The following is a 14429-nucleotide window of genomic DNA, read 5'->3' as shown; positions in this document are numbered from 1 at the left end:
CTGACAAATATTTCTCAAATAAACTTCGAGTAATTTCTACCATCAATCAATGAAAATAATTTCGATCAATCAACCAGTAAAAATCCACACAAGTTGTTCTTCATAATCTCTTAATGATCTTCTTGCTAATTCGTCACCAGCAAGCTAGGTCGGCTATATTACTCTCTATCTCTAGAAAGTCAACCAGTAATGAAAACTATTTTTAAACTTATCAAATAAAACCCAACTCAATTAAACTTAACTAAGTCACTGTTTTATCAGAAGTTTTAATCTTCATCACCGCCGATGGATGTGCATTCTACAGTATTTCAGAAGGCTTGCAACACCTTTTTCAAGAAAATCATTTTGTATGTATATTTTTTAAGCTTTTCGTGTGTTTTCATTCATTTTTTATACAAATTTGCTTAAATGATGTCTATTCGTGAATATAACGTTTATTATTTTCATACTAATAAGTAGTGCTACTTACACAGAAAAGGCCTCAGGTTACCTTATGCATCGTTCTATTTACTTATCTATATGCTTAATTTCTTTAGCTTCAAGCGCACATGTTTTCGCTGAGGTGGCCACCGGTGTGGAAAATCTGGAAAACGAGCCTGCAAAAACGCCGCTTAGAACAAAGATATCAACCAAAGCGCAACAATTACAAACGCAACTGAAAGTTGATGCCAGTGCAGCACAGGCTGAGGAAGTTAAAGATCCTTTTCAGCCGTTAAATAGAAAGATCTATCAGTTTAATGATGCGATTGACCGCACCGTGGTACGTCCCATAGCCGTACAATATGTGGAAAAAGTTCCTCAAGATGTTCGTGGCAGCTATACCCAGTTCCGCAGTAACCTAGGTGAACCTTGGAATGTGGTGAATCAGCTGATTCAAGGTCGTCCTGCCCGCGCTGCTAAATCCCTAGGTCGTTTTACCATTAACACCTTAACAACTTTAGGACTGGCTGATCCAGCGCGTCGCCTTGGCTTGAGCCATGAAGAGGAAAAATTTGGAATTACTTTAGGGTATTATGGCGTGCCTTCTGGCCCTTATATCATGTTGCCATTTTTAGGTCCAAGTTCTGTCCGTGGCGTAATCGGTACTGCTGTAGATAGTCAAGCTCGTCCACAAAAATACATTCTCGAAGATGAAGATGGACTTTACTGGACTGATCAGTTTTGGCGTGCCATCGATACCCGTTCAGAAATACTGGACGTTGAAGGAGTGCTGACTGGCGATCGCTATGCGCAGATTCGCGATATTTATTTACAACGTACCAATTATGCAATTGCAGAAAAGAAAGGCACAGAACAAGATACACTGTTCCTAGAAGATGATTTTGAAGATGACAATTCTGATGATGCACCTTCTAGTGATAGCAACATTGAATCTTCAAACGAAGATCTTTAAGTTTAAGCTTCATGTATGATTGCTAGTGAAAATCTGTTCGCTAGCAATACTTTGCTTGTTATAGTACATCTTATAGCCAATCCTGGGATTGAATCACTTTTTTATGTATTTCATTCAACCGACTCGTGATATTCCTTACTTAGATCAAGTACTTGATACGCTTCCTCATGTTCAGATGATCTATCTGGATGATCATGAACTGTATGACTCTACGATTATTGCGATTGCAGATGTACATGATTATCTGAAATATAAGTGGAATCTGCCTACGATTGTACTGGCCTTAGAAAATGAAGGTACTGCTTTGGCTCAGGCCTGGGAACAAGGTGCTTTAGCCGGCTGGATCTGGAACAAGCTTCCCGAGAATCCAGATCTGGCATTACAAAAAATTGATGCACAATATAAGCGTAACCAGGATAGCCGTGACCTGCCTTCTGCTGCAGAACTACAAAAAAAATTGTTACCGAATCCGATTGAACTGACCAATTACGAGGTCGAAACCTATTTTCAGCCTTCAGCCTATCTTTCAGGGGATTGGTATGATTATTGGAAAATCAGCGACAAAGAAGTGATTTTCTATTTGGCCGATGTATCCGGACATGGCGTTACCAGTAGTTTGCTCACGTCCTGGATGGCAGCTTTCCATGGTCGCTCCAAGACGCCGCGCGAGCTGATCAAGAAGCTGAACGGTATGCTGATGCAGGAAAATATTGAAAAGCACATCACCATGATTGCCGGGATTCTTAATCTGGAAACCCATGTATTAAAATGGTCCAGCGCTGGACATTATCCTCCACCGATTATATTTGAACCCAATCAAGAACCTAAAATCCTCTCTTCCAGCAGTTTCCCTTTGGGCTTAACCGAAGATCTTGAAGTTGAGGAAAATGAATGGGTATTAAGTCGCAATGCGCGCTTTATTATCTGTTCGGATGGCGCACTGGAACCTTTTGATGGTGGTTTAAATGAACAATTCTCGCAATTATTACACCATTTACAGAATCAATCTTTTCAGGCTCCGGAACATGTGGCTGACGATATCGCCTTTTTAAGCTTTATCCGCGTAAATTAGCAGTATATTTACAGGCTTTATAAGCACTTAATTTGATTACTACTTTCAGCCACTTGAGTATCAATACACCCTATGGGATAATTTAATATCCTTCTCTGCAAATGGCATTTATATGTCAACAGGTCATGTTGAATATGCAAGTCTGAATGGAACGCATATTTTTAAGCTTATCGGCGAAGTGCGTGCCCAATCTTGTATTAGTCTAGACAAATTACTGAACAAAATTGAACAGCAAGACAACGTAGTTGGCGCTATCGTTGATCTCACCGAAACCAGTTTCATTGACAGTACCGTACTGGGTGTTTTAGCGAAACTAGGACTCAAACTCAAGCAAGTACACAATATTCAGGCTGTCATGCTTTCTACCAATTCTGACATTACCACTTTGGCCAACAGTATGGGATTGAGCCAAGTGTTTGTGATTCTGAATTATTGTGGTGATCCAAATGTCTGCACACGTGCGCTGATGGAAGAACATGTCACGCATCAAAATATGCTGAATACGGTTCTGGATGCGCATAAAACCTTGATGAAACTGAATCAAAGCAATCAGAACATGTTTGAACCTTTAGTCAAACAGCTACAGAAAGAGCAAGACAATTTAGATAAAATTTCCGAGCAAAAGGTATAACCATCTTATAAGAGGACCCTATGACTTTACTTTCTGTTGTACAAATGAATTCTCAAAATGAAATTGATGCCAATTTCGTGGAGATTGAATCTTTAATTCAACAAAGTAAGGCCAACGGGGCTGAACTGATTGTTTTCCCGGAAAACTTTGTCTGTTTTGCAGCAGGTAAACAGCGTGAAACTGCTGCACAATTTGAAGCGATTCAGCAGCGTCTGGAACAACTTGCCCATCAATATGACACTTGGATCGTTGCCGGTACATTACCCTGCCCTTATCGTCCGGATGGTTCAATCATTGAGGATGGCCGGGTGCGTACCGTTAGCCTGTGTATCAGTCCGGAACGGACCGAAGCGCGTTATGACAAAATTCACCTGTTTGATGTGCAAGTCGGTGATGCTGTAGGCGGTTATCAGGAATCCAAATTCTTTGAACCCGGCACAGATGTTGTCGTAGCCAAAACCCCTTTTGGTAATATTGGTTTAATGGTCTGTTACGACCTGCGCTTTCCGGAACTGGCGTTAAACCTGCGGGCTAAAGGTGCAAACCTCTTGACCGCACCTTCTGCTTTTACTTATACCACAGGTGAAATGCACTGGCAGCTCCTTCTGCAAACACGTGCTCTAGATAGCCAATGCTCGGTGCTTGGTGCAGCTCAACAAGGCTGGCATGGAGAAAAACGCCAGACTTGGGGACATGCAGCCGCCACCAATAGTCGTGGACAACTTCTTAATATGATCCATGCAGAAGGTGCTCAACTCATCACCGTCGACTTTGATTTAAATGAACAGCAAAAAGTGCGTGAATCCATGCCTTTAATGCAACACCGTAGACTTCTTCAACTTTCCTGAATCGTTTCATTTGCTTGCATAAAATAACAAAATCCCTGCTTATTCTTCAGGTGAAATCACCGAGCATAGAAGCTCTACGAAAAATAAACAGGGATTTAACTCATGTCATTAGAAAAAGCCGTCTATACCGCACATGCCAAAGCCACAGGGGGCCGTGATGGCCGCGCCATTTCTGACGATCAGATTCTGGACGTTCAATTGGCCGTACCTAAAGAAATGGGGGGACCAGGCGGTGGAACCAATCCTGAACAGCTCTTTGCCGCAGGTTATTCCGCCTGTTTCTTGGGTGCTATGAAATTTGTCGCCAATCGAGACAAGCTCAATATCAGCAAAGATGCCTATATTGAAGGTGATGTTGGGATTGGTCCGATTCCTACCGGGTTTGGAATCGAAGTGACCTTAAATATCCATCTTGAAGGCATGGATCAGGAAGAAGCACAAAAACTGGTCGATGCTGCGCATATCGTCTGCCCCTACTCGAATGCGACCCGCAATAATATTGATGTGAACTTAAATGTGATTACTTAAGATTTTGATTTACCTGCTATCCTGAAAAAATAGCTTCAGGATAGCTAGACTTCAATTATAAATTTCAAAATTTACCCGCTTCATCTTTCCTCAAAAGCTACTTTTCTTTCCCCCAATTGAAAACAACAGCAAAAACTTAAGAAATTATATATAATGATTCTTATTTACATTTATTCGATTTATATTGATGTTAAAACTAGTTCTTCTGAATTCTCTCCTGCTCCTCACTGCTACAACCTCTTTTGCAGATCTTTATCTCTCAGAAAAAATCCGTCCGAAAATAAAATCTCTGCTCAATACTGAAATTGAACGCCTGCCCATTCCTGCAACACCCAACAATATGATTCTGCCTGAATTTGGTAAAGGGATTATTGGTTGGGGAGCTGGCCCCAAAGATGCCGAAGCTCGTTTTCTTAATATCAATCGAGCAGATGTTAAAACAATGAAACAGGCAGGACTGAGTTTAGCGATGGCAAAAGCCTGGCAGACATTTTATGAAAATGAAACTTTGCGCAATCCGGGCAATCCGACTGCACCTTTTCGTGCACAACTCATGAAAAAAATCGTCAGTCTCTGGTAAATATTCAAAAGTCCTAATGATCCTTATAATGAAAGTAATAGATTAAAAGATTATTCTGTCGCTTCGTTGGTTACTCGCAATACTTCTTCAATCGTGGTTTTTCCGGCCAATACTTTACGCAGACCATCATCACGAATGGAACCTGACTGCTGACGTACATAGCTTTCGATTTCATATTCAGCCGTATTGCCATGAATCAAACGGCGCATATGATCATCGACTGGGACAATTTCATAAATTGCAGTACGGCCACTAAAGCCAGTATTGCCACAACGTTCACAGCCTTGAGGTTGCGATAATTTTAAATCTTGGGGATGCTCAATATTGCCAAATAGATTCTTCTCGAAAGCATCTGCTTCATGCCAGGTCGCGCAATGTGGACACAAGGTACGCACCAGACGTTGGGCAATTACCCCGATTAAAGAACTGGACAGCAGAAATGGTTCAATTCCCATATCTTTCAGGCGCGTAACCGCACCAATCGCGGTATTGGTGTGTAAGGTGGATAACACCAGATGTCCTGTCAGGGATGCCTGCACCGCAATTTCTGCGGTTTCCAGATCACGAATCTCACCAACCATGACCACATCCGGGTCCTGACGCAACATGGCTTTTAACGCACGGGCAAAAGTCATATCCACTTTGGTATTGACCTGCGTTTGTCCAATGCCTTCCAGCTGATATTCAATCGGATCTTCAGCCGTGAGGATATTTTTGGAACCATCATTCAGATCAGAAAGTGCCGCATATAAAGTGGTGGTTTTACCCGAACCGGTCGGGCCGGTTACCAGAATAATCCCGTGCGGGCGATGTACTAAGGTCTTGAGTCGATCATAGTCATTATTCATTAAGCCCAAATGGGTCATGTTCAAACGACCGGCCTGCTTGTCCAGCAAACGCATCACCACCCGCTCCCCATAAGAAGATGGCAAGGTGGATACACGGACATCGACTTCACGTCCGGCCAAGCGTAATGAAATACGGCCATCTTGAGGAATACGCTTTTCGGCAATATCCAGTTTGGCCATGACTTTAATCCGTGAAACCAGAAGCGGTGCCAGTTCACGACGTGGCTGGACAATTTCGCGTAACTGGCCATCGACCCGTAAACGCACCGACAGTTTTTTCTCAAAAGATTCAATATGAATATCGGAAGCCCCGACACGAATCGCCTCTGAGAGCAATGCATTGATCAGCCGCACAATCGGCGCATCATCTTCCTGATCCATCAGGTCTTCAGCTTCAGGTACGGAATCAGCCAGGCTGAGTAAATCCGGATGATCTTCCAGACCGGCAGCGACCTGTTGCGATTCGCCGCTATCGCCGGCAAAACTGGAACTGAGTAACTGGTTAAATTCCTGTTCGCTACAGAGTTGAAAATGAGCCGGATAACCGAGCAGACGGCGAGCTTCCTGCAATGCAAGCATCGAGGTATTGTCACGACGCAGAATAAAGGCCTGATCTCCCTCATAACGCAACAGCACACCATGGCGCTTGGCGAAGCTATATGGGATTTGTAATTGTTTAAGTACTTGCATCGCGGATTATAATAATGATGAAAAAATTTAAATTGAGTGTACTCTAAGCATATGACAGCGTGAAGTATGTTTTCAAAGATTTAGCAAGAAAGGGTGCCAAGATTGCCGCGAGATAAAGATGAATTAATCCCGAATACAGCGAAAATGCGCTGGTGGGGAGAACAGAATTTTGAAATAAATCAGTCTAAAGCCTGGCAGTTTGGCTCCTTGCTGTTTCGGCTGACCCGAGGGATTCAGGAATGGCGACTGGAATATTTCCGCCCTTCTGTGCAATACGATTATGAACAGCAATGGCATCAGATTGATGATCCGAATTTTGCCTTTCCCCCACCTGTGAAAATTGAACGCTATATGTTCAAATCCACGCAAAACAAATTGCAACTGATGCCACGCCTTGCAGACCGTTCTGTGGTGATTAAACCAGTCGATCCGATTTATATTCCTGCCGGACAGCGCGGTACGCTTTATATCAGCACGCCCTTATGGATTGCCGGTTTTGTCGAGGGGCAGCGCGAACCGATTTTCGATTTGCCGGTAATCTTGCCAAAAGACACCTGGTTTGGACCCAATCACCGTTCGGGGGAAATCTGTTATGCCACCGCAGTCGATGGCAGAACCGAACTGAAACAGTTACATCCGCGAGCCTTTCGTGCAGTCACACCAATTGAATTTCACAATACCAGCAACCAGCAATTGCGCTTTGACCGAATGAATGTGCCAGTGCCTGCCCTGCCGCTTTTTTACAGTGAAAGTACCGGCCGCTTATGGACCTCACAAATCCGCGTTTTGCATGAAAGTTCGGATCGTCCGCCGCGGATCCGGGTGGAAAACCGCACGCCACCAAATGCTGGTGAAGTCGCCTATCTGCATCCACCGCGTGATCCGGCAGGTGCGTTATTTAATATGTTTGATTCATTTTTCTAAGGGCGTCTGATGCCAAGTTCAAATATTCCGACCGAAGTCACCAACAGCCTGAAGGGAGTATTTACCAATATCAATACCGACCGTTTGACCGAAGTTCTGGTGGCGGTGGTGTTGTGCTTTATTGGTTTCCTAATTGCGCGCTTTATTTCCAATACCTTTATTCGCACCATTGGTGTCCGTTTTAATGCCCATCAAAAACTGGTCTGGCGCCGTGGGATTTTCTATTTTATCTTCCTGCTGTTTGTGATGGCCAGCCTGAAAGAAGCCGGTTTTAAACTCAGTGTCTTCCTTGGCGCTGCAGGGATTTTAACGGTCGCACTGGGTTTTGCTTCGCAAACCTCAGCATCCAACCTGATCAGTGGTCTGTTCCTGATTGGTGAAGGTTCTTTTGAAGTCGGTGATACCATCCAGATTACCTTGATTCGTGGGCATACCATTGAAGGTGAAGTGATTTCGATTGACCTGCTCTCGGTTAAACTTTTGACCCAAGATAATATTTATGTACGGTTGCCAAATGAACAGCTGATTCGGGCGCCAGTGCAGAACCTGTCAAAATTTCCGATACGGCGGATTCCGATTACGTTGGCGATCAATTTCCATGAAGATATTATCAAGGTGCGCGAAGTTCTGCTGGATGTTGCTAACAAGTATCCACTGGTTCTGGCCGACCCGAAACCGGCAGTCACCGTTACTGCTTTCCGTGAATCTTCGATTGAACTGCTGTTTGCAGTGTGGTGCCAACAGGAAAACTACCTGAAAGTACGTGATGAAATGCAGGAACGAATTCGCAACGGCTTTGTCGATAACCAGATTGAAATTCCGGTGCCAAAAATAGGCTTTGTCGATCATCCACTTTACCGTCCTGTAGAAAATGAAGAAATCGATCAATATGCCAATGAAAAGGCCCTCAAAAGAGAGCCTGATCTGAAATAACCCTTAGATTCCTTCTCCTTTTAAAGGAGAGGATTAGGGAAAGGATTCAATGCTCCTTCTCCGGCATCGGTGCAATATAAGCAATCAGCAGCATCACCCCGCCCGCCAGCAGGAATGAAATCACCCGGGTCAGGGTGCCAATATGTGACAGGTCAAATAGTACGAGCTTCAAGGTCACAATCACCAGAATACTGCCGCCTAAAATCCACATCGGTTTCAGTTTTTTGAGCGTTGCTGTCCACATGGTAATCCAGGCCAGCAATACCCAAAGTATGGTCAGACTGAGCTGAACTGTTGCATTGTTCCATAATGCCAGCTCATTAAACGGTGTCTGCAGGTACACATGTAAAGCTCTTAAAATAATATAACTGGATAGCCATAACAGGCTTAGTACCATTAAAACCGCCATCATGCCTTTATCACGTCCCACCTTAATTTGCTGTAACAGCATCCAGATAAAACTGGCAAACATGGCGATACTGATCAGGTCAAAAGGATTCAGAATTGGCAGCCAGTAATACTGAAAGGCTTGCTGACTAAATAACTGTGAACAAACCAGCCAGCTTCCCATCAGCAATAAACAGCTCTTGGTTTGCCAAAGCTGCTGCCAGTCTGACTGCGGATCCTGCCGATAGCACCACAGGCAGAAGAATAAAGGCAAAATCACCATGCTCAGATAGGGCATATTTGAGATCAGGCACACACTTGCCAAAGCCAGACTGCTAAAAACACCAAAACTCACCCATTCCTTGGAGAGCTGCAAGCCAGCCAGCGGTCTAAGCCACAGAATGGCCAACAATATCGCTGAAAGGGCAAAAACTCCCCTTTCCAGAGCACTATTCCAGACAATCACCGCATTTTGACTGCGATCCAGAGTCAGAATCACCGCAATGACCAGCAAGGGCGAGATGCCACTCCACTTCGGCAGTAACCAAGACCATTCCTGATTTTTGCGCAGGATCATTTCATTCAACAGCATATAACCCAGTGTGATGATAAATAAACTCAGTACATAGGTATGCTGACTCGGAAATTCATCTTCCAGCAAGGCAAATAGCATCAGACTGGCCGCGACACTCACGCTGCTTAAAAAACTGATACTCAGACTATCCATCTGCTGCTGGTACTGCTTTTTAAGCTGACTGATGACCACGACTGCCACATAGCACAGACTCAAAATCCAGAAAATTATTCGCGGTGTTGGATTAATCTCGACCAGATAATACAGGCTGCTGAATCCGGCCATCAGCAATAAGCCCATGCTCAGATAGTGTGCTACCCGGACATTTTTTTCCAAGGCCCATAAATAAATCAGCACACCTTCAACTGCCCAGCCAATCACACTCCATTGTTCTGTCAATAAGATCGGGGGCACCAAGGCGAGAAAAATCAGCATCAGGCTCAGATAGCTCTGCGAAATGAGCAGGATAGTTTGTTTACGGCGCAGCAGTGTCCAGCAAGCGGCAAAGACCAGTGCAAAGAACAGGCTTAATCCAGCTTGCCAGAGTTTTTGATTGGGCTGATTAAAATGAATCAGATACAGAAAAATATATGCCGTGATCGGTGCAGCAAAAATCAGCGCTAAGTCCAATACCGGTTTTAACTGAAAACGTGAGAGATCCTGTCGTACCAGCAACTGGCTAAAGCGGAAACCTAGCCAGATAAACAGCGCACTATGTGCCAGAATCAACGCAGTCATGGCATAACGCTCATATGTATAACCATGAATCAGGCTATATATCCCGCCAACGACCGCAGTCACTAAAAAGGCAATTTGATTGAGAATCTTCCATGGCCGGAAACTGCTCAGCACTGCCACCCCGATATTGATCAGCAAATAATAGCTAATCAGCTCAACGGCAGAAGCATCGCGGGTCGGTAAGGTAAACGGCGCCAGATAAGCAATCAGCAAAGCCATCAAAGCCAGTTCGATGCTTTCCTGTTTCAGGCTTAAATATAGAGTGATGGCCAGAATAATGAGAAATAGCAATGTTGCCAACGGTAACGTGGGAATCACCAGATTGTAATAGGCAAAAAATAAGGTCAGGAACAGACTCCCTAAACCCAGTCCTTCCAGTGCCAGAGCAAAACTCCGATTTTTCTGCACCAGGCGATAACCCAGACCTGCTATACACCCACTTGCCAGTGCAACTAGGCCCAATTTTGCAGCCAGACTGAGTTGCCAGTGCTCAGTGGCAAAACGCAGCAGTAAAATAATCCCAATCACCAAAATACTAATCGCGACTTTTAAGACTGGATTCCCCTGGAAAAGCCAGCGCTGCAGTTGATCTACCAGATGAGGAGTGTCGTTTACCTCTTGGGCAGACTCAGTTTTCACGAATGGAACAGAATCGGATCGATCTGGTGATCGCTGTAAGGGATCGGCAGAATGAGATTGTGATTGCAACTGTATCAAACGTCCTTCCAGACGTTGCAGCCACCTGAGCAAAAAGAATACCCAGGCCGTAATCCCGATTCCCATCAACCAGTCCAGTTCAGCCAACCCGCCGACAATGGCAGTAATTGATGAGATATATAAAGGAACTTTAGAATTGCGCTCCAAGGACATCTGCTGCTGTCCGGCCAATTGATTCATCGGTGCTTCTACCGCAGTGACATATTGCATCACGCTAAAGATAAACCCCAAACCACACAGATAAGTTACAATCTGATAACCCAGATACCAGGCGCTGATCCCGGCTATCAGCAGGGTAATCAGCCAGATCATGCGCAACTCATTCCGTCCTACAGCCATTCTTATATTTCTCTTTCCTGAATCCTTCCATCATACAACAGCTTGTGCTGCTTATTTCATCTTCAGCCGATATTCGCTAAGCTGTAAACTCAGACTCGCCTCAGCGAGCGCGGTAAAAATCACGTACAATAGCGCTGTATTTTGAATAAGGAATTGATTACATGCCACCATTTGTCTTGGTCGATGGCTCTTACTTTTTATTTCGTGCCTTTCACGCACTGCCACCATTAACCACGTCAACCGGTTTACATACCAATGCAATTCGTGGTGCGATTTCTGCTATTCAAAAACTGATGCGCCGGACCCAACCGACCCATATGGCGGTAATTTTTGATACCCCAGAACCGACCTTCCGGCATGAGCTGTCACCGATTTATAAAGGTGATCGTCCCAGCATGCCAACGGAATTATCCGAACAGATTCCTTATCTGCATGCCTTGATCCGCGCTTTGGGCATTCCCCTACATACCTTACCGGGTGCCGAAGCCGATGACATTATCGGAACACTGGCCAAACGTGCCGAGGCGATGGGACATCAGGTACTGATCTCTACGGGCGATAAAGATATGGCACAACTGGTGACCGAAAAAGTTACCCTGGAAGACAGCTTTAAAGAAAAACCGCTGGATGTCGACGGCGTGTTTGAAAAGTTTGGCGTCTGGCCGAATCAGATTATTGACTATCTGACCCTGATGGGCGATGCATCAGATGGCATCATGGGCGTGCCAGGTGTAGGTGCCAAAACTGCAGCAAAACTGCTCACTGAATATGGCTCGATTGGCGGCATTTTAGAAAATGTCGACAAGATCAAAGGCAAAGTCGGTCAAAATATTAAAGAACATGTCGATGGCATTGCACTGGACCATCAACTGGCCAGTATTGTCATCGATCTGGATCTTAACTTTGGTTATGACGATTTAAAACTGGGTGAGCCGAATGTCGAGACCTTACGTCATTTGTACACCGAGCTGGAATTCCGTAACCAGCTGCAGTCCTTAGATCACCCGAACAACCCGAATAATTCAAATTACCAGCAGGCGGCAAAATCTATTAACGCCAAAGCGGTTACAGCACCAGAACCTCTGGAAGACCATGCGTCTGTAACCAGCAGTGATGACCAGCTAGGTCAAGCGACCTACCACACAGTATTAAGCCAGCAGGACTGGGACATACTGTTTGAGCGCCTAAGTACCGAAAAACGTTTTGCCTTTGATACCGAAACCACCAGTTTGGATTATCGTATTGCACAGATTGTCGGTTTCTCGGTCGCCTTCGATGCGCAGGATGCTTATTATGTTCCCTTGGCACATGATTATGAAGGCGCACCGGAGCAGCTGAATCGTGAAGTAATTCTGGCGCAGATCAAACCAATTCTGGAAGATGAGTCTGTAAAGAAAATTGGTCATCATCTAAAATATGATGCACATGTACTGGAAAATCATGGCATTCATCTGGCAGGCTGGTATTTCGATACCATGCTGGCTTCCTATGTCCTGAATTCTGTCGCGACCCGTCATGGCATGGATGATGTGGCCCGTCTGTATTTGAGTCATCTGACCACGACTTATGAACAAGTGGCCGGTAAAGGTGCTAAACAAAAGACCTTCAACCAGATTCCACTTGAAACTGCAGCACATTATGCCGCAGAAGATGCACATGTCACCTATCGCCTTTATGAAGTCTTGAGCAGCAAATTGCAGGCACACCCTGAACTGGTGAATATTCTGCATAATATTGAAGTTCCGGTCGCACGTGTACTGACACAAATGGAAGAAAACGGCATCGAACTGGATCTGGCTTTTCTGGATCAGCTTGGGGGCGAATTCTCCAACACCATGCAAAATCTGGAAAACCAGATTATGGAAATTGCAGGGGAAAGCTTTAATGTCAGCTCACCTAAACAAGTCGGTGAAGTGTTATTTGAAAAGCTGGGTCTAAAAGGCGGTAAAAAAACCACCACCGGACAATACAGTACCAGTGAAAGTGTACTGGAAAAAATTGAACATCCGATTGCCCAGCTGATTCTAGAATATCGTGGCTTGTCCAAGCTGAAAAGTACCTATACCGATGGCTTATGCAAACAGGCCAATCCTGATACCCACCGTGTGCATACCAGTTATCATCAGGCATTGACTGCAACTGGCCGTTTATCATCGACTGATCCAAACCTGCAGAACATTCCGATTCGTGCCGAAATTGGCCGTCAAATCCGCAAGGCGTTTGTGGCACCGGAAGGTCGTGTTTTGCTGGCAGCCGATTACTCACAAATTGAATTGCGTCTCATGGCTCATTTATCTCAGGATGAAGCCTTGCTAGATGCCTTTATTCACGGTCAGGATGTACACCGCCGTACGGCTGCGGAAGTTTTGGGCATTGCCTTGGAAGATGTCACCAATGACCAGCGCCGCCAGGCCAAGGCCGTCAACTTCGGCCTACTTTACGGTATGTCCGAGTTTGGTCTGATCCGACAGTTAGGTTTTACCCGTCAGGAATCACAGGATTATATCAAGCAGTATTTCCACCGTTATCCGGGCATTTATGACTATATGCAACGTACCCGTCAGGTCGCATTAGAACAGGGTTTTGTTGAAACCCTGCTCGGACGCCGTTTATATACCCCAGATATCGATGCCCGTAATATGATGGTGCGTAAAGCGGCAGAACGTGCTGCGATTAATGCCCCGCTACAAGGTTCGGCCGCAGACATTATTAAAATGGCAATGATTGAAGTCGACAAGATGTTGCCGAAAGATCAGGCCAAAATGCTGCTGCAAGTTCACGATGAACTGGTGTTTGAAGTCGATGAAGACATTGCCGATGAACTGGCACCTAAACTGGCTGAAGTGATGCAATCGGTATTGCAGATTTCTGTACCATTGGTGGTAGAAGTGGGTAAAGGCAAAAACTGGGATGAAGCGCATTAATGCGCCTTTAACCCCATCTTCCTTATAGGAGGTGAGGAATATATTCCGCAAGGGGATGGAGGGGATTTTAATTTATAATCCTCATCTACAGGCAGCGATATTAAAATCTTTTCTGCTATCAAGTTTCGAACGCATATTTTTCTATTTTTAGGAAATCAGCAGCATTACTGGTTCAGAGTATCCAAGTTCCCTCTCCTTCCAGGAGAGGGTTAGGGAGAGGTTAATATCCCATCTTCTTCTTGTACTTCGATTAAAACTTGTTCACGGTTTGGGAAGTTTAACAAATCCCTCCCAACTTCCCTT

The 14429-nt window shown here is 44.7% G+C and carries 11 protein-coding genes; 9 read left to right on the top strand and 2 right to left on the bottom strand.

Annotated elements, in window-relative coordinates:
• Positions 1 to 493: 493 nt before the first annotated feature.
• The 6 genes from FTT86_RS09730 (at position 494) to FTT86_RS09705 (ending at position 5052) form a co-directional block, all read left to right on the top strand.
• Positions 494 to 1393 carry a VacJ family lipoprotein gene (locus tag FTT86_RS09730; protein ID WP_005250813.1) on the top strand — a complete coding sequence of 300 codons (900 nt, stop codon included), beginning with the start codon at positions 494 to 496 and terminating at the stop codon, positions 1391 to 1393.
• Positions 1394 to 1496: 103 nt separating this feature from the next.
• Positions 1497 to 2465 carry an RsbU family protein phosphatase GigA gene (gene gigA / locus FTT86_RS09725; protein WP_004732911.1) on the top strand — a complete coding sequence of 323 codons (969 nt, stop codon included), beginning with the start codon at positions 1497 to 1499 and terminating at the stop codon, positions 2463 to 2465.
• Positions 2466 to 2577: 112 nt separating this feature from the next.
• The gene (gene gigB / locus FTT86_RS09720; protein WP_004647542.1) at positions 2578 to 3096 is read left to right on the top strand and encodes an anti-anti-sigma factor GigB; all 519 of its coding nucleotides are present in this window, start codon (positions 2578 to 2580) and stop codon (positions 3094 to 3096) included.
• Between the two features lie 20 nt (positions 3097 to 3116).
• Positions 3117 to 3944, top strand: coding sequence for a carbon-nitrogen hydrolase family protein (locus tag FTT86_RS09715; protein ID WP_005250811.1), 828 nt, complete (start codon positions 3117 to 3119; stop codon positions 3942 to 3944).
• A gap of 102 nt (positions 3945 to 4046) precedes the next feature.
• Positions 4047 to 4472, top strand: coding sequence for an organic hydroperoxide resistance protein (locus FTT86_RS09710; protein WP_005246047.1), 426 nt, complete (start codon positions 4047 to 4049; stop codon positions 4470 to 4472).
• A gap of 187 nt (positions 4473 to 4659) precedes the next feature.
• Positions 4660 to 5052 (top strand): DUF4951 domain-containing protein, encoded by a 393-nt coding sequence (locus FTT86_RS09705; RefSeq protein ID WP_180087057.1) that lies wholly within the window; start codon positions 4660 to 4662, stop codon positions 5050 to 5052.
• A gap of 50 nt (positions 5053 to 5102) precedes the next feature.
• Here FTT86_RS09705 and gspE read toward each other — a convergent pair whose 3' ends face one another.
• On the bottom strand, positions 5103 to 6590 hold the full coding sequence (gene gspE / locus FTT86_RS09700; protein ID WP_180181091.1) for a type II secretion system ATPase GspE: 1488 nt from the start codon (positions 6588 to 6590) through the stop codon (positions 5103 to 5105).
• A 144-nt stretch (positions 6591 to 6734) separates the two neighbouring features.
• On the opposite strand from gspE, the gene FTT86_RS09695 reads away from it, so the two are divergent.
• Both FTT86_RS09695 and FTT86_RS09690 read left to right on the top strand, forming a co-directional pair.
• Entirely contained in the window at positions 6735 to 7514 is a 780-nt protein-coding gene (locus FTT86_RS09695) for a hypothetical protein (RefSeq protein WP_086044916.1), read from the top strand.
• A gap of 9 nt (positions 7515 to 7523) precedes the next feature.
• The gene (locus FTT86_RS09690; protein ID WP_180087059.1) at positions 7524 to 8447 is read left to right on the top strand and encodes a mechanosensitive ion channel family protein; all 924 of its coding nucleotides are present in this window, start codon (positions 7524 to 7526) and stop codon (positions 8445 to 8447) included.
• 46 nt (positions 8448 to 8493) lie between these two features.
• Here FTT86_RS09690 and FTT86_RS09685 read toward each other — a convergent pair whose 3' ends face one another.
• Positions 8494 to 11202: a DUF2339 domain-containing protein gene (locus FTT86_RS09685; protein WP_180181090.1), complete on the bottom strand. Its 2709-nt coding sequence runs from the start codon at positions 11200 to 11202 to the stop codon at positions 8494 to 8496.
• Between the two features lie 161 nt (positions 11203 to 11363).
• On the opposite strand from FTT86_RS09685, the gene polA reads away from it, so the two are divergent.
• Positions 11364 to 14126, top strand: a complete 2763-nt coding sequence (polA, locus tag FTT86_RS09680) for a DNA polymerase I (protein WP_180181089.1) — start codon at positions 11364 to 11366, stop codon at positions 14124 to 14126.
• Positions 14127 to 14429 lie beyond the last annotated feature (303 nt).

Source organism: Acinetobacter sp. YH01021 (assembly GCF_013420255.1).
In the GTDB taxonomy this organism is placed as follows: Bacteria; Pseudomonadota; Gammaproteobacteria; order Pseudomonadales; family Moraxellaceae; genus Acinetobacter.
The sequence above is the reverse complement of the archived record's forward strand: the minus strand, read 5'-3'. Positions and strand labels throughout refer to the sequence as shown.